The following is an 18,426-nucleotide window of genomic DNA, read 5'->3' on the forward strand; positions in this document are numbered from 1 at the left end:
GAGCGCACGCTATGAACGACGAACACATCTCATCGGCCTTCGACCGCGACCTCGAAACCGTCCAGGCGCTAATCATGAAGATGGGCGGCCTGGTCGAAGAGGCGATCATGAACGCCGCCATCTCGCTCGACACCCGCGACGAGGAACTGGCCGAAAAGGTCCGTGCCGGCGACCGCGTGATCGACGACCTCGAAGAGCAGATCGACCAGGAAACCGCGCGGACCATCGCCCTGCGCGCGCCCACCGCCATCGACCTGCGCGTCATCCTGACGGTGATGAAAATCGCCTCGAACCTGGAGCGCATCGGCGACTACGCCAAGAACATGGCCAAGCGCACCACGGTGCTGTCGCAGATGACCCCGATCACCGGCGCCACCGCCTCGCTGCGCCGCATGGCCCGCGAGACCGAACGCATGCTGCGCGACGTGCTGGACGCCTATATCCAGCGCGACGCCGAGCTGGCCCGCGAGGTGATCCAGCGCGACCACGACGTGGACCAGATGTACAACGCGCTCTTCCGCGAGTTCCTGACCTTCATGATGGAAGACCCGCGCAACATCACGCCCTGCATGCACCTGCATTTCATCGCCAAGAACACCGAGCGCATGGGCGACCACGTCACCAACATCGCCGAACAGGTGGTCTATCTCGTCACCGGCACCATGCCGGAGGACGGCCGCCCCAAGAGCGACAAGACATCGCTGGATCCCAAGGTCTCGCCCCAGGTCGGCGCATAACGAAGGACATCAATCGTCATGGCAAGCGAACAGCCCAGCGTTCTTCTGGTCGAGGATGAACCGGCACAGCGCGAAGTGCTGGCCTACAACCTCGAGGCCGACGGCTTTGCCGTAACCAAGGCGGAAAACGGCGAAGAGGCCCTGATGCTGGTCGAGGAAGGCGCGCCCGACCTCATCCTGCTGGACTGGATGTTGCCCAACGTGTCGGGCATCGAGGTCTGCCGCCAGCTCAAGACCCGCTCGGAAACGCGCAACGTGCCCATCATCATGCTCTCGGCCCGTTCCGAGGAGGTGGACCGCGTGCGGGGGCTCGAAACCGGCGCCGACGACTACGTGATCAAGCCATACTCGGTCATCGAACTCATGGCCCGCGTCCGCGCGCAACTGCGCCGTACGCGGCCCTCGACTGTCGGCGAACGGCTGGAATACGAGGATATCATCCTCGATTCCGAGACCCACCGCGTCACCCGCAAGGGCGAGGGCCTGAAACTGGGCCCGACCGAGTTCCGGCTGCTCTCGACCTTCATGGAAAAACCGGGCCGCGTCTGGAGCCGCGAACAACTGCTCGACCGCGTCTGGGGCCGCGACATCTATGTCGACACCCGCACCGTCGATGTCCATATCGGCCGGCTGCGCAAGGCGCTCTGTCAGCATGGCGGCGACGACCCGCTGCGCACGGTGCGCGGAGCCGGGTATTCCCTCGGCTGACCGCGCGCCCGTGGTCGGCGGCGAGACATGAGTATTTTCGGCAAGAAAAAGCAGCAGGATGCGCCCGGCTTTTTCTTGCTCCAAATACTCAAACCAAACAAATAAAGCGTGGCGCAGCCACACAATTGGGTCACGCCACATGTTACCGGGGCAGGGGGTCTTCGTCCTCCGCCTGCGGCGCCAGCCAGTCGCGGAACTTCACCACCGCGCTGTCCTGCGCCTTCTCCTCGGGCCAGACCAGGTGATAGGCGCCCGGGCTGTCCGTGCGCCCACCCCAAACGGTCACCAGCTTGCCCGTGGCCAGGTCCTGTTCGGCCAGGTAGTCCGGCAAGAGCGCCACGCCCAGCCCGTGCAAGGCGGCCTGCGTGATGGTCGAGAACTGGTCATAGATCGTGCCCGCCACCGTGCCCGTCTCGACACCGTGCGCGGCGAACCACGCGCGCCACGCCTCGGGCCGCGTCTCGATATGCATGAGAGGCAGGGACAGCACATCGCCCGGTCCCGATACCTGCATCCGTTCCAGCAGCGCTGGCGCGGCAACTGCCACCACCGCCTCGCTTTTCAGCCGCAGACTTTGCGTGCCGGGCCAGCCACCATCCCCGAAAAGTATAGCCGCATCAAACGGTTCCGCGGCAAAGTTGAACGGCTTCAACCGGGTCGACAGGTTCAGTGTCACTTCCGGATGCGCCGCGGCAAACTCCGGCAGCCGCGGCACCAGCCAGCGCATCCCGAAGGTCGGCAATATCGCCAGGTTCAGACTGCCGCCCCCGGGGTTCAGCGCCAGCTTAAGCGAGGCCTGGCTGATCCGGGTCAGCGCCGCGCGCGTCTCGCCGGCGTATTCCCGGGTCTCGGGTGTCAGCCGCACGCGCCGCCCTTCGCGCACGAACAACGGCACGCCCAGCTGGCTCTCCAGCGTCTGCAATTGCCGGCTCACCGCGCTCTGGCTCAGGTTCAGCTCCTCGGCCACCGCCGTCAGGCTGCCCAGCCGCTCCAGCGCCTCCAGCGCGCGCAAGGCGCCCAGCGATGGCAGAAAGCGACGGGGCAGGGACATCTATGCGGTTTCCTCATGAACATATGCCGAATTGCCGCTTTTTATTGCGCTTATCTCAGGATAAATTCAAGCCAAAGCACATTCGCCCTGTATAAGGAGACCGCCATGAGCCTCGACGCCCCCAAACTGCGCGACAAGGACAAGCCCGACCTCGCCGGGTTCGACTGGGCCGATCCCTTCCTGCTGAACGCCCAGCTGGAAGAGGACGAGCGCATGGTCGCCGACAGCGCCCGCACCTTCGCGCAGGAGACGCTGCAGACCAAGGTCAAGGACGCCTACGCGACCGAGGCCTCCGATCCGGGCATCTTCCGCGAGATGGGGCAGATGGGCCTTCTGGGCACCACCATCCCCGAGGAATACGGCGGGCTTGGCTCCAATTACACCACCTACGGCCTCGTCGCGCGCGAGATCGAGCGCGTCGACTCCGGCTATCGCTCGATGATGTCGGTGCAGTCCAGCCTCGTGATGTATCCCATCTACGCCTATGGCAGCGAGGAACAGCGCCGGAAATACCTGCCGGGCCTTGCCTCGGGCGAGCTGATCGGCTGTTTCGGCCTCACCGAGCCCGATGCGGGCTCCGATCCCGCCGCAATGAAAACCCGCGCCGAGAAGACCGATGGCGGCTACAAGATTTCCGGCTCCAAGATGTGGATTTCGAACGCGCCCATCGCTGATGTCTTTGTCGTCTGGGCCAAGTCCGACGCCCATGACGGCAAGATCCGCGGCTTCGTGCTCGACAAGGGCATGAAAGGCCTCAGCGCCCCCAAGATCGGGGGCAAGCAAAGCTTGCGCGCCTCGATCACCGGCGAGATCGTCATGGACGGCGTCGAGGTGGGAGAGGATGCACTTTTGCCGAATGTTCAAGGGCTTAAAGGCCCCTTTGGATGTCTCAACCGCGCCCGCTACGGCATCGCGTGGGGCGTCATGGGATCGGCCGAGTTCTGCTGGCACGCCGCGCGCCAATACGGCCTCGACCGCAAGCAGTTCAAGCGTCCCTTGGCCCAGACCCAGCTCTTTCAAAAGAAACTGGCCGACATGCAGACCGAAATCGCCCTTGGCCTTCAGGCCGCGCTGCGCGTCGGTCGCCTGATGGACGACGCCCAGGCCGCGCCCGAGATGATCAGCCTCATCAAGCGCAACAATTGCGGCAAGGCGCTCGATATCGCGCGACAGGCCCGCGACATGCATGGCGGCAACGGCATTTCCGAGGAATTCCACGTCATCCGCCACATGATGAACCTCGAAACCGTCAACACCTACGAAGGCACACACGACGTGCACGCGCTTATCCTCGGGCGCGCGCAAACCGGGCTTCAGGCGTTTTTCTGAAGCCGAAACAAGGCGTTGCGGGGCAGGGGACTGCCCTGCTCTACGGGCCGTTGCCGGTGAACCGCCGCGCGTAATCGCTCAGCACCAGCAGGCCGCCGGCAATTGCCCAGTTCTTGACGAAGATCGACATCTGCCAGCCATCCTCGGGCTGGAAGTGGAAAATGCTCGTCACCATGCAATAGACGCTCAGCGCCAGCGCCACCCAACGCGTGGCGTATCCCATCAACAATGCCAGACCGGCCACCGCGTTGAACACCAGCGCGGGCCAGATCAGCCAACCGGGCAAGCCCAGATTACCCAGCAGCGCCATGCCTTGCTCTGTTCCCAACGCTTTCTGCACCGCACCGGCCAGGAACAACACCGCGATCAACGTGCGTCCCACGCGCAGGGTCACTGGCGTTGCGGTCGGGGTGGGGTCTGTCGCGGCCATCAAGCGTCTCCCTGGCGTCGTGTCCCGGTCCATGCGCGGATACAGGTCATGTAAAGCCACGCAAACACGGGGCGAGAAGTTTCCAACCGGACACTTCCTGATACGTGGTAAGCGCATAATCAGTATTATGTTAAATATGTAGGCATCCCGGAAAACTCCCTCGGCCAGCTAAAACCCAGACACAGCAAAGGTTTGACCGGATCAGCTCACCCTCGTACCGAAGTCGTCAGCCACGATGCCACACTGCCGCACAGAGAGCCAGACCCCGCAACTCTCACTCGACACCACCGTATGTCACGGTCTATGACGTAGCGGAAAGGACGCGCGCCACATGACTTCCATCCTGATCCTCAACGGGCCCAACCTCAACCTCCTCGGCACCCGCCAGCCAGAGGTCTACGGGACCACGACGCTGGGTGACATCGAGGCCCAATGCACCAAGGCGGCCCGGTCGCTCGGCCTGACCCTCGCCTTTGCCCAATCCAATTCCGAGGGCGCGATGGTCGACATGATCCATGAGGCCCGCGGCACGCATGACGGCCTCATCCTCAACGCCGGCGCCTACACACACACCTCCATCGCTCTCATGGACGCGATCTCCAGCGTCGGGATCCCCACGATCGAGCTGCATCTCAGCAATATCCACGCACGCGAAGAGTTTCGTCACACCTCCTACATCGCAAAAGTCGCCCTCGGGGTGATCTGCGGTTTCGGCGCGCATGGCTACACGCTGGCGCTTCAGGCCATGGCCAACCACCTGGAGGCTACCACGTGATCTCAACCGCGCATCTCAACACGCTCCTGAACGCACCCAGCGTCGAAGAGCTCTGGGATATGCACGTCGCGCAAATGGCCGACTACGGCTTCGACCGGCTGATCTACGGCTTCACCCGGTACCGGACGTCGACGTCGCTGGGTGACCCGGACGATTTTGTCCTGCTCAGCAACCATTCGCCCGAATACATGGACACGTTCATCGGCGACGGTCTCTATCACCACGCGCCGATGGTCCGCTGGGCGCTGGACAACGAAGGCGCCTGTTCCTGGCGGGTCATGGCCGAGATGCTGGAAACCGATACGCTGACCCCGCAGGAACGCAAGGTGGTCGAATTCAACGCCTCGATGGGCGTGACCTGCGGCTACTCGATCAGTTTCAAATCCATGTCGCCGCGCACCAAGGGCGCCGTCGCGCTCACTGCGCATGCCGATCGTGACCAGGCGGCCTGCGACACGCTGTGGGAACAGCATGGCGACGACATCATCCTGCTCAACAACATCGTGCATCTGCGCATCCTCACCCTGCCCTACGAGGCCCCGGGCCGGTCCTTGACCAGGCGCCAGAAAGAGGTGTTGGGCTGGGTTGGCGACGGCAAAACAATCCAGGACATCGCGCTCCTGATGGAACTGACACCGGCCACGGTGGAAAAGCACCTGCGCCTCGCGCGCGAGGCCCTGAGCGTCGAGACCACCGCTCAGGCGGTGCTCAAGGCCGCGTTCCAGAATCAGATCTTCGTGCTCGAAACCTGACATCGGCGCAACCTATGCGCGAAATATAGTTTCAAATACTTCCATCCTGGCGACATGTTTTACCACTTGGTAAGGATTCCCTTACTTCCCCGAATTGACGTTACGTCGCATTATTGGGGCGTTCCGTGAGTGGTGGCTTTTAAGCCTGGGAACATGGGTCGGACCTCTCTGCGATACCAGGGAGAAACCGGCCTGCCGGTTTTGCCGGAGGCCGGTCGGTTTGCCTATTCATCGGCGGACCGGCCGGATTTGCCTGCACCGTCTCATCCCGTTTCAGGTGCAAGGAATGACGGTGTCGTCCGCCCGGGCGGCACCGTTTCTCTTGGCGCCCTACCCGTCCAATGCAGCTTGCCGCCAAAAGCAAAGGCGTCGCGCAGATACGACACGCAAATCGCGCGGCCGCCGATCTTCCGACGGCCCCGGCGTACAGGATGTGATGAAAGGACAACGCCACCCGGCCCGGCGACGTCATCGCCTCTGCCCGGCTCCGATCTAGCAACAACTCTTGCGTCGAACCAAGCAAAAAACGCGCCCCGATGACTCGGAACGCGCCCATTTTCCTCTGGCCGGAAATATCCCGAGGGGTGCGGGGGGGCTGCCCCCCGCTTTGAACCAGTAGCCCGAGGGGCTGGCCCCTCGGTCCCACGGTCAAGCCAAGCTCAGCCCTGAGCCGCCTTGGCGACTTCCTCGGCGAAGTTCTCTTCTTTCTTCTCGATCCCCTCGCCCACTTCCATGCGGATGAAGCCGGTGATCTCGGCGCCCGCTTCGGCAGCGGCGGCGCCGACGGTCACGTCGGGGTTGATGACGAAGGACTGGTTCACCAGCGTGATCTCGGACATGTATTTCTTCATGCGGCCCTCGATCATCTTCTCGATCACCTGCTCCGGCTTACCGGATTCGCGGGCGATGTCGATCTGCACCTGGCGTTCCTTGTCGACAACGGCCTGATCCAGCTCCGCCTCGTTCAGCGCGGCGGGATTGGTGGCGGCGATATGCATCGCGACCTGGCGGCCGAACGCCTCGTCACCACCTTTCATGGCGACCAGCACGCCGATCTTGCCCATGCCATCGGTGGCGGCGTTGTGGATGTAGCTCACCACGGTGTCGCCCTCGATCTTCTCCATGCGGCGCAGGCCCATGTTCTCGCCGATCGTGGCGATCTTGTCGGTGATGGTGTCGGCCACGCTCTTGCCACCGATCTCTGCCGATTGCAGCGCGTCGATATTGGCCACGCCCACGGCGGCGGCGGCAATGTCGCCCACCATCTTCTGGAAATCGGCGTTCTTGGCAACGAAGTCGGTCTCGGCATTCACCTCGACGGCAACGCCCGTGCCACCGGTCACGCTGACGGCCACCAGGCCCTCGGCGGCGGTGCGGCCGGATTTCTTGGCGGCTTTCGCCAGGCCCTTGGTGCGCAGCCAGTCAACGGCGGCGTCCATGTCGCCATCGGTTTCGGTCAGCGCTTTCTTCGCGTCCATCATGCCCGCGCCGGTCTTGTCGCGCAGCTCTTTCACACTTGCAGCTGTGATCGCCATCTTGGCTCTCCTCGAATATTGGGGCTGTCATGGGCGCAGGTCGACCCGCGCCCAGTTATATCAACAAGGTATAGGTTTCGTGACAGGCTCAGCTGTCAGCGGCCTCTTTCTTGACCTCTTCGGCGGACTCGATGTCCAGCGGCGCGTCCTTGGACATGGAGTCGTCGTGCATCGCCTCGTCGCTCGGTGCGGGCGCTTCGGCGGCCGGGGCCGGCGCTTCGCTCACGGCTTCCTCGGTCGGGGCCTCTTCCATCGCGCCCACGTCGATTCCGGCCGCACCCATCTGGGCCGACATGCCGTCCAGCGCGGCGCGGGACACCAGGTCACAGTAAAGCGAGATCGCGCGTGCCGCGTCGTCGTTGCCGGGGATGATGTAGTCGATGCCATCGGGCGAGCAGTTGGTGTCGACCACGGCGACCACGGGAATGCCCAGCTTGTTGGCTTCCGCCACGGCCAGCGATTCTTTCTTGACGTCGATCACGAACAGCAGGTCGGGCACGCCACCCATCTGGCGGATACCGCCCAGCGACGCGTTCAGCTTCTCCTGGTCGCGCTCAAGGCCCAGACGCTCTTTCTTGGTCAGACCCTCGGCGCCGCCTTCCATGATCTCGTCGATCTCGTTCAGGCGCTTGATCGACTGGCTCACGGTCTGCCAGTTGGTCAGCGTGCCGCCCAGCCAGCGGTGGTTCATGTAGTATTGCGCGCATTTTTCAGCGGCTTCGGCGATCGGCGCGCTGGCCTGCCGCTTGGTGCCCACGAACAGCACGCGGCCGTTCTTGGCCACGGTCTCGCGGATGACGTTCAGCGCCGCGTCGAGCATCGGCACGGTCTGCGTCAGGTCCATGATGTGGATGCCATTGCGCGCGCCATAGATGAACTCGCCCATACGGGGGTTCCAACGCTGCGTCTGGTGGCCGAAGTGAACGCCAGCTTCAAGCAGCTGACGCATGGAGAACTCTGGAAGAGCCATGGTCTTTTTCCTTTCCGGTTTGCGCCTCGGTACGGGATGAGAAGCGGATGCTTCAACCGGTGGACTTCCGGGGATGTCTCTCCCGAAAAGCCCGCCCATACCTGCGGGATTGAATGGCGCGGACCTAAACCAAAGCCGATCGCTTTGCAAGAGCGTTGTTGGAAAGGCCGTGCGCCGCGCAGCGTCGGCGCCCGCGCGGGTCTATTTCGCGCGGTCCAGTTTCTTTCGGGCGGCACGGCGCACAAAGGCTTCGGCATCGCTCTCGGCGATCTCCTTCAACCGGTCCATTGCCGCCTTGTCTCCGATCCGTGCCAGCGCCTGCGAAGCAACCTTGCGGATCTGAGCATCATCTGCTGCCGTCATCTTGACCAACTCACCCCGAGCCTTGGCTCCGCCCAGACGGCCAAGCGCATCCGCCGCCGCAAGCTTTCCGCCCGTGTCCAGCTTGGGCAGCGCTTTCAAAATCGGTTGCACCGCTTCCTTCTTGTTCATGCGCCCCAGCACGAACATCGCACGGATCTTCCGGGCATCGGGTGCGCTGTTCTCCTCGATCACCCGGACCAGCGCGGCAAGGTCCTCGGCCGTCGCCTTGCGGGCCAGTTCCTCCAGCGAATGGCCGCAATCGGTGGCCAGCATGCGCTCGGCAATGTTGTCTAGCTCTGCCATTGTTGCCTCCTCAGCATTCCTCGACATCGTCGTCGTCGTTGATGTTGTCGCATTGCGTGTTGTTCAGGTTGGGCAGCGCGACGTTGATGTTGTTGGTGCCGCACCCGGTCATCAGGTTCGTCAGGTCGCAACTGTCATCGCTGTCGATATGGGGATTGTCCCCGACAACGTGGGTCAATTCATGCACCCAAGTCCAGGGCGACGCCCCCGGCCCCACCCAGAATCCGCGCCGGTCGGACGGGTGCGCGGCACAGCCGAACGGGCTGGGGTTGTTGACGTAATACCCGACGATATTCGCACCCAGGTTCCGGCCCAGGTCGAACAGTTCGTCCTCGTCGTCGCTCACACTGTGCCCGCTGCCCCGGCAATCGTCCTGCTCGAACACCAGCAGCCCGGGGTTGTTCACGGTTATGCTGTCCGTGGGATAGATCCAGACATCGCACTCATTCTGGTAAACGTCATTGCCATTGTCCAGGTCGCGCTGAATCTGGGGCGTGGCCCCCTGGATCGTGACCAGCGCCACCTTGACGAAGGGCATGTTCTGGATGCGGTCCATCTGCGCCAGGACCGACCGGTTGCGGGGATTGTCATTGGCATAGACGCCAAGGATGTCCTCGCGCAGCGACAGGCGCCCGGTCTTGTCCAGGCACGTGTCCGCCACGTTTCTGATGCTTGCACTCATGTCCCGGCCTCCTATTGCAGGTTGACCAGGACCGGGATCAGGCCGGTGCCCTGCTCCAGCGGTGCCAGCGCCTTGCCCAGCACGGCGCCGAATGCGCGCTGGCGGTCGACCGCCTTCATCGCGTGGCCCGGCATGTCCGCCGAGGTCAGCAGGTCTCCGACCGAAATCGCGGCCATGCGCGCATCGACCTTGCAATAGACCTTGCCGACCAGAGCGATCGGCATCCGGTCCTCGACGTCGTGGCGCTTGTCCATGACGATCCCCGGCTTGAAGTCTCCGGCGCCCGAGATCACGCCCACGACCCTCGGATCATAGCCGCGCTCGCACGGTACCAGCGATCCGTCATCGGTGAGCGACATGACCGTGCCGGGGCTTGCTTCGGCCACGGCACAGGCGGCCACGTCGAAATCCTCGGCGAAGTCGGCGTTCTGCATGATGATGTCACCGGCGTCGCCATTGATATGGATCGTGGCCTGGCTCAGCGTCGTGTTATCCCCGTCCGAAGCGAACACCACGATGTCGCCGTCGGCGCCATTCCCACCGATCCACATGTTGCCGCCTCCCGCGTCCAGCCGGATGCGGTTGTCGCCGTTATCGGCCTGCAGCGTGATATCTCCGTCGGCACCATTACCGCCAGCGCGGTAGTTCCCGGAGTCGCCGCTCATGTGGATTGTCGCCGCGGCGGTCGATTGGGTGGTCGCACCACTTGGCAAAAGAACCAGGTCGCCGTCGGCGCCATTCGCCCCCAGCCACAGGTTGCCGCCGCCCGCATCGAGATGGATGCGCCGGTCGCCACTGTTCGAATTCAGCGTAATATCCCCGTCCGCGCCATTGCCCCCGGCGCGATAGTTGCCCGAGTCGCCGCTCATGTGGATTGTACCCGCCGAGGCCGATTGGCTGGTCGCCCCGGCGGGCATAAGCACCAGGTCCCCGTCGGCGCCGTTGCCACCCAGATACGCGTTGCCGCTGCCCGCATCCAGGTGAATGCGCCGCGTGCCGTCATTGGCGTTCAAAAGCAGGTCACCATCGGTGTTGTCACCGCCTGCCGAGATGTTTCCGGTGTTTGAATTGATCGAGATAGCCATGAAAAATTCTCCGTAATATCAAAGTTTTGACGCCAGTTCAGGCGGCTTTGGAAATAGATTTAAAAAACTATGCACACAGGGCCGGCGACCCGTGGATACAAAAACGCCCAGGGCCGGCACTCGCGCAATAAGTGTACCATTAACGCCTTCTTCGCGCAACTATCGTCAAACTTCCGCTGGTAATCTGCACCAGCCCGCTCCAAGACTTTGGGCTAAAGGCACACTTCGCTCAGTCGGATCTCCGCCAGTTCAGGCGCTGCCTCGGCCAGCATGTCTTCAAGGACCTCGGTCCCGACCGGCGCATAAAACCATTCCGCATCATCCCAAACCACCAGCCATCGTGCGCACCAATTCGTGACCGCGTCCTCTGGCGACAGACCTTCGGTCCCGCTGGCCGCCAGACCCCACTGCCAGTCGCCCTGCGACCCGTATCGGTCGAATGCGGGCGCGGTCACCTCGAATGCCGCTATATCGAACGGATGCGCATAGTCGGGGTCCAGCACCGCGTCCCGCAGCCAGTCGGCGGGCATGTCGATCCGGTCGGCATAGGCGTCCAGCAGCCCCGGCAACACATGCGCCCGCCGGTCCCGACGCACCCGCGCCTCCTGTCCCGACAGGTCCGCGACCGTGCCGAGAAAGGCAAAGGCCCCCTCCCCCGGCGCGGCGCTGAGGTTGGTAAAGGCGGAAAACACTTCCGCCCGCCGGTCCTTTGCCGTCTCTTCGGTGAACCACGAGGCCGGCAGGTTCGCGGCAACCGCCGCCAACACCAGAAGCGCCAGCACGGGTCTCAGCGGGATGCGAAAGCGACGAGCCTTTTCCATTGCGCCACCCTACGCCGCGTCACCGCGCCTCGCAAACCGCTTGCTCTCGCCGTTCCCGGCGGTGCAAATGATCGCATGACGCCTCCGCCCGACATCCTCTGCATCGGCTCGGTCCTGTGGGACATCATCGGCCGCTCCGCCAGCGCGATGCGCCAGGGATCGGACGTGCCCGGCCGCATCGCCCGCGGCCCCGGCGGCGTGGCGCTCAACATCGCGCTCACCCTGCTGCGCTTCGGCCTGCGCCCCGCCCTGCTCAGCGCCGTGGGCCGCGACGCCCCGGGCGAAGAGCTTCTGGCGCTCTGCACCGCGCGCGGCATCGACACGTCCCATGTCTGGCGCTCGTCCGAGCTGCCGACCGATCAATACATGGCCATTGAGGACGCGGCCGGGCTGGTAGCGGCCATCGCCGACGCCCATTCGCTCGAAGCCGCCGGAGACCGGATTCTCGCGCCGCTGCAAGACGGCACATTGGGCAGCGCCGCCAAGCCACATACCGGCCCCATCGCGCTGGACGGCAACCTGACGACCACGCTGCTGAGCCGGATCGCCCACGACCCCGCCTTTCCCGCCGCCGACCTTCGTGTCGCCCCTGCCTCGCCGGGCAAGGCCGAACGCCTGCTGCCGTTCCTGCAAACCGGGCGGGGCATCCTCTATGTCAACCTCGAAGAGGCAGGCATCCTCTGCGGCCGAACCTTTGCCTCCGCCTCCGGCGCAGCGCAGGCCTTGCGCGACCGGGGCGCCGCCCGCGCCGTCGTCACCAACGGCGCAGAGACCGCCGCCGACGCCCATCCGAGCGGCCTTCTGACCGGCCAGCCGGCGCCCGTGCTCGTCACCCGTGTCACCGGCGCGGGCGACACATTCATGGCCGCGCATATTGCCGCCGAAACTCGTGGCGAGGACCGCGCCACCGCCCTCGACCGCGCGCTTCAGGCCGCCGCCACCCACATTTCCGGAGAGATCCCGTCATGACCACCCTGCCCCTGCAGTTCTCGCCCGAGGTCGCCGCCGCCCGCGCCGAGGGGCGCCCCATCGTGGCGCTCGAAAGCACCATCATTACCCACGGCATGCCCTATCCGCGGAACCTGGAAACGGCGTGGCAGGTCGAGGATGCGGTGCGCGAGGCGGGCGCGACCCCGTCCACCATCGCCGTGCTGGAGGGGCAGTTGCATATCGGCCTCGATGAAGGCCAGCTCGAAGCGCTCGCCAAGGCGCAGAACGTCGCCAAGCTCAGCCGCGCCGACCTCGCGGTCTGCCTGGCCACCGGCGGCACCGGCGCCACCACCGTCGCCGCCACCATGATCGCCGCGCACATCGCCGGCATCGCCACCTTCGCCACGGGCGGCATCGGCGGTGTGCATCGCGGCGCCGAACACAGCTTCGACATCTCCGCCGACCTGCAGGAACTGGCGCAAACCCCCGTCACCGTGGTCTGCGCCGGGGCCAAGGCCATTCTCGACCTGCCCAAGACGCTGGAAGTGCTGGAAACCCTCGGCGTGCCGGTCATCGCCTATGGTCAGGACAGCCTGCCGGCCTTCTGGTCCGCCAGCTCGAACCTGCCCGCGCCCCTGCGCCTCGACGATGCGCACGCGATCGCCCGCGCGCATCTCACCCGCGCCGCGCTCGGCCTGCCCGGCGGACAGCTTGTCGCCAACCCCATCCCGGCCGCCGCCGAGATCCCCGCCGCCGAGATCACGCCCATCATAGCGCAAGCCACGCAAGAGGCCACCGACCGGGGCATCACCGCCAAGGAGGTCACGCCCTTCCTGCTCGACCGGATCTACACCCTTACCGAGGGCCGCTCGCTCGACGCCAATATCGCGCTGGTTGTCAACAATGCCAGGCTTGCCGCGAAAATCGCCACCTGCCTAATCAATGAGCCTCAAAGCGGCGCTCGGCGCTGAAATCCGTTGTAGCGTCCCCTTGAAGCGCCTAGATATCGCCAGACAGAACCCCCGAAGGCGCCAATGAACACCCCTTTCGACGAAGATCCCCCGCCCCCGCCCAAGAAACCCGGACGGTTCGCGGGGCTGCGCGCCAGCTTTCTGACCGGCATCGTGGTGATTGCGCCGGTTGTTCTGACCATCTGGTTGATCTGGACGCTGGTCGGCTGGGTCGACGGGTTCGTTCTGCCGTTTGTCCCGGACATCTATCAGCCGGAATACCTGATCAACCGCTTCGTTCTGGGCAACACGCGCCCCGACGATGCCGACTGGGTCCACTTCAACATTCGCGGCGTGGGCGTGATCGTCTTTCTCGTGTTCACGCTTTTCGTGGGCTGGGTCGCCAAGGGCCTGATCGGCCGCTCGCTCATCCGCTACGGCGAAAGCCTGGTGGACCGGATGCCGGTCGTCCGCTCGATCTATTCCGGGGTCAAGCAGATCGCCGAGACGGTCTTTGCCCAATCCGAACGCAGCTTCGAAAAGGCCTGCCTCATCCAGTACCCGCGCAAGGGCATCTGGGCCGTCGGCTTCATCTCGACCCAGGCCAAGGGCGAGGTCGCCGAAAAGGCGCAGATATCAGAGGACATGCTCAGCGTCTTCGTGCCCACGACACCGAACCCGACCTCGGGCTTCCTGCTGTTCTTTCCACGCTCCGACGTGATCGAGCTGGACATGTCGATCGAGGACGCGGCCAAGCTGGTGATCTCCGCCGGGCTGGTTTATCCGGGGCAGAATGGCAAGGTGGTCCCGCCCGACAGTGAGCACTGAAATGGTTACCGGCCGGTAAATGCGGCAACCGGTCTCTTGATCCGCGCCGAACGGGATTTTCGCACCGTCGCAATACCTCTGGAATACCGACGCGATACCGACGTCCGGTTTTGGCCTGTCCGGCGCCGTTAACCATGCGGCGGCGACTCAGCCGAACATCGCCTCCAGATCGACCGTATCGCGCGTTCCGACAGCCTCGAAATCCGTCTCCAGGAACCGCTCTGCCGCCGCCCGTCCGGCCCGTTTCAGCCGGTCCAGCACCAGCGGGCTCGGCACCAGTTTCGTGGCCACCGACAGCTCCCGCATCAGGTCGTCATCGGCGATCATGTGCACCCTGACCCGCTTCATCGCACCCTCCGCGATGGTGCCGGCATCGATCAGGCCCTGCACGAAATGAACCGCCCGCAACTCCCGCAGAAGCGCGGCGTTAAAGCTGATCTCGTTGATCCGGTTCTGGATCTCCTGCGGCGATTTCGGCACCTCTTCGCGCACCAGCGGGTTGATGTTGACGACCACGATGTCGTCCGGCAACTCCTTGCGGTATAACGGAAATAGTGCAGGATTCCCGCTGTACCCCCCATCCCAGTAATGCGCGCCGTCAATCTCGACCGCCTGGAACAGCGTCGGCAGACAGGCCGAGGCCAGCAGGCTGTCTGACGTGATCGCATCGCCCTCGAACACCCGAATCTTGCCGGTATGCACGTTGGTGGCGCCGACAAAGAATTGCGGCTCGCAGATCTTGCAGACCCTGTCATAGGCGAACCTGTCCACCACCCGCCGCAAAGGGTTCACGTAGAACGGACCATAGGCATAGGGCGAGATGGCCCGGCTTGCCGCGTCGGCCAGCGTATAGGCCGGCGACAGCTCCAGCACGTCGCTGAACGTGCCGATCCCGGGCAACCGGCCCGCCATCCACGCGGGCAGGCGAAAATCCTCCACCGCGCCCATCTGCGCCCAAAGCCAATCAAGGTTCTCGCGCGCCCCCTCCCGGCCTCCGGCCAACAGGCCGGCCTTCAGCGCCGCCCCGTTCAGCGCCCCGGCTGACGTGCCGGAAATGCCTGCGATCTCAATCGCTTCCTCCTCCAGAAGTCGGTCCAGAACACCCCAGGTAAACGCCCCGTGGGCGCCCCCGCCCTGCAATGCCAGATTGATCCGTTTGCCACCCAAGTCACACGCTCTTCTTCTGGCCATAAATATCCCGGGGAGCCCGAGGGGCTGGCCCCTCGGCCCGTCCTGTCACAGCGCCGTCCAGCCGCCATCGACACTGATCGTCGTGCCGGTGATCTGCTCTGCGGAAGAGGAACACAGGAAGACCGTCGTCCCGCCCATCTGCTCCACCGTCGCCATCTGCTTGGACGGCTGGCGTTCCAGGATCACCTCGCGGATCACCTCGTCGCGGCCCATGCCGTATTTTTCCATCGTGTCCGGGATCTGCTTTTCCACCAGCGGCGTCATCACGTAGCCGGGGCAGATCGCGTTGCAGGTGATCGGCTCTTCCGCCGTCTCCAGCGCCGTCACTTTGGTCAGCCCCACGATCCCGTGCTTGGCCGCCACATAGGCCGATTTGAACGGGCTCGCGGTCAGGCCATGGGCGCTGGCGATGTTGATTATTCGGCCCCAACCCCGTTCGCGCATCACCGGCAGCGCGGCGGCGGTGGTGTGAAAGGCCGAGCTCAGGTTCACCGCGATGATCTGGTCCCATTTCTCGACCGGGAAGTCCGGGATGCCCGCCACGTGCTGCACGCCCGCATTGTTCACCAAGATGTCACAACCTCCGGCCTCCTCGATCAGCCTGCGGCAGGCCTCGGGGTCGCTCATGTCCGCGGCGATGAATTCCACCTCCGCCCCGGTGTCTTTACGAATTCTTTCCGCGATTTCGTAATTCTCGTCCCGCGCGGCCCGCCCGTTCAGCACGACACGCGCTCCTGCCTCGGCCAGAGAAGTGGCGATTCCAAGACCGATTCCCGAGGTCGATCCGGTGACGATTGCGGTTTTTCCGGCGAGAGACATGAGACAGCACCCTTTTGTTAACTTGCTCGTCAGACCTAGCGCGTTTCGCGGGCCGTTGAAAACCTGCCATACACGGGTTTTGGCGCATATGGGCGCATGTTGGTCATGTTGAGAAAAAACTGCCGATCGCGTAAAAAAAACGCCGGCACAAGGCCGGCGTTAAGTTATTGAGGCAGGTTTCATACAGGCAAGAAACCTATCGAGCAGTGACACCTTTATACGCAATTCATCGTGATGATCCAAGCTAAAAGTTTGAAAAGACGTAAATCCGCCTTTAACCTCGTTGGTCAGACAAACAAGGCCCGAGCAGGATTGTTGCCCAAATGGGATTAGATTTTTTCCACCGCGCGCTGCGCGCAGTCGCGATTCTTGGCGCCGGTTTAGCGGCCGCGCCCGGCATGGCCGAGCCGTCGCATGGCATAGCTATGTACGGCGACCCCGCCCTGCCCCCAGATTTCGTGTCCCTACCCTACGCCAACCCCGATGCGCCCAAGGGCGGTCGGCTGGTCAGCGGCAATGTCGGCAGCTTCGACAGCCTCAATCCATTCGTCCAGAAAGGCGAACCACCCTGGCAGTTGCGCCACCTCACGCACGAGTCGCTGATGGGCCGCTCCTATGACGAGCCGTTCTCGCTTTACGGCCTTCTGGCCGAATCGGTCGAAACGGGTCCCGACCGTGAATGGGTCGAATTCACCCTGCGCGAAGAGGCCGAATTTTCCGACGGCACCCCCGTCACGGTCGACGACGTGATCTGGTCCTACCAGACCATTGGCACCGAAGGTCACGGTCGCTATCGCGGCTTCTGGCAGAAGGTCGAAAAGATCGAGGCCACAGGCCCGCGCAGCGTCCGGCTGACCTTCAACACAGAGGACCGCGAATTGGCCCTCATTGCCGGTCTGCGGCCGATCCTTAAAAAGGCCCAGTGGGAAGGCAAGGATTTCTCCGAGGCCGCGCTGGCCGACGTGCCCATCGGTTCGGCGCCTTACGTGGTCGCGGACTATGAAGTCGGGCGGCATGTGACGCTGAAGCGCAACCCGGAGTACTGGGGCAATGACTTGCCTTTTCGGCGTGGCACCAACAATTTCGACGAGATCCGCATCGAGTTCTACGGCGACGATGCCGTTCTGAAAGAAGCGTTCAAGGCGCAAGCGATCTCTTACGTTCGCGAACTGAACGCCGAGAAATGGGCGACGCAATACGACTTTCCGGCCGTGCAGTCCGGGGATGTCACCTTGTCGGAAATCCCGCACGGCAAGCCCTCGGGCATGACCGGCTTCGTGTTCAACACCCGCCGCGCGCCGCTCGACGATTGGCGCGTGCGCGAGGCGCTGATCCTCGCCTTCAATTTCGAATATATCAACGACACGCTGACCGGCGGACGGCAGCCGCGCATCACTTCCTACTTTTCGGGCTCCGAACTGGGTATGCGCGACGGCCCCGCAACGGGCCGCGTGCGCGCGTTGCTGGAACCTTACGCCGATACGCTTCTGCCCGGGGCTTTGGAGGGCTACACGGTGCCCCACGGCGACGGCACCAAGCGCAACCGCGGCAATATCCGCAAGGCGATGAACCTGCTGAACGAAGCCGGGTGGACCGTCGAAGAGGGCGAATTGCGCAATGCCGAGGGCGCGCAATTGGAGCTGACCGTACTTTTGCGTCAGGACGGGCTGCTGCAGCAGGCCGTGACCTACATGGAGATCTACGCCCAGGCGCTGGAGCGTCTCGGCATCGACCTGACCGTTGAGACCACCGATCCCGCGCAGTACAACGAGCGCGAGCAGAATTTCGATTTCGACCTCACCTTCTTTCGCCGCGCGTTCTCGCTCAGCCCCGGCAACGAGCAGATATATTACTGGGGCGCCGAGTACGCCGACTTCCCCGGCAGCCGCAACGTGATGGGCATGAAGTCCCCCGCCGCCGAGGCGATGATCGACACTATGCTGAACGCCACCAGCCGCGAAGACTTTGTCGCCGCTGTGCGCGCGCTGGACAGGGTGTTGATTTCAGGTCGCTATGTCATCCCGATCCACGAGTATGCCGTCGGCAGGATTGCGCATCTCAGCCACTTGAAATACCCTTCCGACCGACTGCCGGTCTACGGGGACGGGATCTGGTTCCTGCCCGAGGTCTGGTGGTCCGAGGCAAGTGAACAATAAAAAACGACAGT

The 18,426-nt window shown here is 63.8% G+C and carries 19 protein-coding genes; 9 read left to right on the forward strand and 10 right to left on the reverse strand.

What is annotated here, in order from left to right; all coding sequences use genetic code 11:
* The first annotated feature begins 11 nt into the window (after positions 1-11).
* Positions 12-737, forward strand: a complete 726-nt coding sequence (gene phoU / locus PVV74_RS00375) for a phosphate signaling complex protein PhoU (protein WP_103761215.1) — start codon at positions 12-14, stop codon at positions 735-737.
* An 18-nt stretch (positions 738-755) separates the two neighbouring features.
* Positions 756-1,445: a phosphate regulon transcriptional regulator PhoB gene (gene phoB, locus PVV74_RS00380; RefSeq protein WP_103761216.1), complete on the forward strand. Its 690-nt coding sequence runs from the start codon at positions 756-758 to the stop codon at positions 1,443-1,445.
* A gap of 142 nt (positions 1,446-1,587) precedes the next feature.
* Here phoB and PVV74_RS00385 read toward each other — a convergent pair whose 3' ends face one another.
* Positions 1,588-2,496, reverse strand: a complete 909-nt coding sequence (locus PVV74_RS00385) for a LysR substrate-binding domain-containing protein (protein WP_103761217.1) — start codon at positions 2,494-2,496, stop codon at positions 1,588-1,590.
* 105 nt (positions 2,497-2,601) lie between these two features.
* Here PVV74_RS00385 and PVV74_RS00390 point away from each other — a divergent pair, with 105 nt between their 5' ends.
* On the forward strand, positions 2,602-3,825 hold the full coding sequence (locus PVV74_RS00390) for an acyl-CoA dehydrogenase (protein ID WP_103761218.1): 1,224 nt from the start codon (positions 2,602-2,604) through the stop codon (positions 3,823-3,825).
* A 40-nt stretch (positions 3,826-3,865) separates the two neighbouring features.
* Here the strand turns inward: PVV74_RS00390 and PVV74_RS00395 are convergent, their stop codons facing one another.
* The gene (locus tag PVV74_RS00395; RefSeq protein WP_274591848.1) at positions 3,866-4,255 is read right to left on the reverse strand and encodes a DoxX family protein; all 390 of its coding nucleotides are present in this window, start codon (positions 4,253-4,255) and stop codon (positions 3,866-3,868) included.
* Positions 4,256-4,586: 331 nt separating this feature from the next.
* On the opposite strand from PVV74_RS00395, the gene aroQ reads away from it, so the two are divergent.
* Both aroQ and PVV74_RS00405 read left to right on the forward strand, forming a co-directional pair.
* Positions 4,587-5,030: a type II 3-dehydroquinate dehydratase gene (gene aroQ / locus PVV74_RS00400; protein ID WP_103761220.1), complete on the forward strand. Its 444-nt coding sequence runs from the start codon at positions 4,587-4,589 to the stop codon at positions 5,028-5,030.
* Positions 5,027-5,782 (forward strand): LuxR family transcriptional regulator, encoded by a 756-nt coding sequence (locus PVV74_RS00405; RefSeq protein ID WP_103761221.1) that lies wholly within the window; start codon positions 5,027-5,029, stop codon positions 5,780-5,782. Before aroQ ends, PVV74_RS00405 begins: the two co-directional genes overlap by 4 nt.
* A 659-nt stretch (positions 5,783-6,441) precedes the next feature.
* Here the strand turns inward: PVV74_RS00405 and tsf are convergent.
* The 6 genes from tsf to PVV74_RS00435 form a co-directional block, all read right to left on the reverse strand.
* Positions 6,442-7,317 carry a translation elongation factor Ts gene (gene tsf / locus PVV74_RS00410; protein WP_103761222.1) on the reverse strand — a complete coding sequence of 292 codons (876 nt, stop codon included), beginning with the start codon at positions 7,315-7,317 and terminating at the stop codon, positions 6,442-6,444.
* 88 nt (positions 7,318-7,405) lie between these two features.
* A complete protein-coding gene (gene rpsB, locus PVV74_RS00415; protein ID WP_103761223.1) occupies positions 7,406-8,287 on the reverse strand; it encodes a 30S ribosomal protein S2 in 882 nt (293 codons plus the stop codon).
* Between the two features lie 201 nt (positions 8,288-8,488).
* The gene (locus PVV74_RS00420) at positions 8,489-8,953 is read right to left on the reverse strand and encodes a HEAT repeat domain-containing protein (RefSeq protein WP_170067089.1); all 465 of its coding nucleotides are present in this window, start codon (positions 8,951-8,953) and stop codon (positions 8,489-8,491) included.
* Positions 8,954-8,963: 10 nt separating this feature from the next.
* On the reverse strand, positions 8,964-9,635 hold the full coding sequence (locus tag PVV74_RS00425; RefSeq protein WP_146049942.1) for a hypothetical protein: 672 nt from the start codon (positions 9,633-9,635) through the stop codon (positions 8,964-8,966).
* An 11-nt stretch (positions 9,636-9,646) separates the two neighbouring features.
* A complete protein-coding gene (locus PVV74_RS00430) occupies positions 9,647-10,720 on the reverse strand; it encodes a hypothetical protein (protein WP_274591849.1) in 1,074 nt (357 codons plus the stop codon).
* Between the two features lie 212 nt (positions 10,721-10,932).
* Positions 10,933-11,541 carry a hypothetical protein gene (locus tag PVV74_RS00435; protein WP_274591850.1) on the reverse strand — a complete coding sequence of 203 codons (609 nt, stop codon included), beginning with the start codon at positions 11,539-11,541 and terminating at the stop codon, positions 10,933-10,935.
* A gap of 75 nt (positions 11,542-11,616) precedes the next feature.
* Here PVV74_RS00435 and PVV74_RS00440 point away from each other — a divergent pair, with 75 nt between their 5' ends.
* The 3 genes from PVV74_RS00440 to PVV74_RS00450 all read left to right on the forward strand — a co-directional run bounded on the left by PVV74_RS00440 (position 11,617) and on the right by PVV74_RS00450 (position 14,249).
* Positions 11,617-12,510, forward strand: a complete 894-nt coding sequence (locus PVV74_RS00440) for a PfkB family carbohydrate kinase (protein WP_274591851.1) — start codon at positions 11,617-11,619, stop codon at positions 12,508-12,510.
* Positions 12,507-13,442 carry a pseudouridine-5'-phosphate glycosidase gene (locus PVV74_RS00445; protein ID WP_274591852.1) on the forward strand — a complete coding sequence of 312 codons (936 nt, stop codon included), beginning with the start codon at positions 12,507-12,509 and terminating at the stop codon, positions 13,440-13,442. The genes PVV74_RS00440 and PVV74_RS00445 overlap by 4 nt, the downstream gene beginning before the upstream one ends.
* Before the next feature lie 63 nt (positions 13,443-13,505).
* Positions 13,506-14,249: a DUF502 domain-containing protein gene (locus tag PVV74_RS00450; protein WP_274591853.1), complete on the forward strand. Its 744-nt coding sequence runs from the start codon at positions 13,506-13,508 to the stop codon at positions 14,247-14,249.
* 147 nt (positions 14,250-14,396) lie between these two features.
* Here PVV74_RS00450 and PVV74_RS00455 read toward each other — a convergent pair whose 3' ends face one another.
* Both PVV74_RS00455 and PVV74_RS00460 read right to left on the reverse strand, forming a co-directional pair.
* Complete coding sequence (locus PVV74_RS00455; protein ID WP_425061866.1) at positions 14,397-15,440, reverse strand: patatin-like phospholipase family protein; 1,044 nt, start codon at positions 15,438-15,440, stop codon at positions 14,397-14,399.
* Positions 15,441-15,485: 45 nt separating this feature from the next.
* Positions 15,486-16,259 (reverse strand): 3-hydroxybutyrate dehydrogenase, encoded by a 774-nt coding sequence (locus PVV74_RS00460; protein ID WP_103761232.1) that lies wholly within the window; start codon positions 16,257-16,259, stop codon positions 15,486-15,488.
* 323 nt (positions 16,260-16,582) lie between these two features.
* On the opposite strand from PVV74_RS00460, the gene PVV74_RS00465 reads away from it, so the two are divergent.
* Positions 16,583-18,415: an extracellular solute-binding protein gene (locus PVV74_RS00465; RefSeq protein WP_425061867.1), complete on the forward strand. Its 1,833-nt coding sequence runs from the start codon at positions 16,583-16,585 to the stop codon at positions 18,413-18,415.
* The last annotated feature ends 11 nt before the right edge of the window (positions 18,416-18,426 follow it).

This window comes from Roseovarius sp. SK2 (assembly GCF_028807495.1).
GTDB lineage: Bacteria > Pseudomonadota > Alphaproteobacteria > Rhodobacterales > Rhodobacteraceae > Roseovarius > Roseovarius confluentis.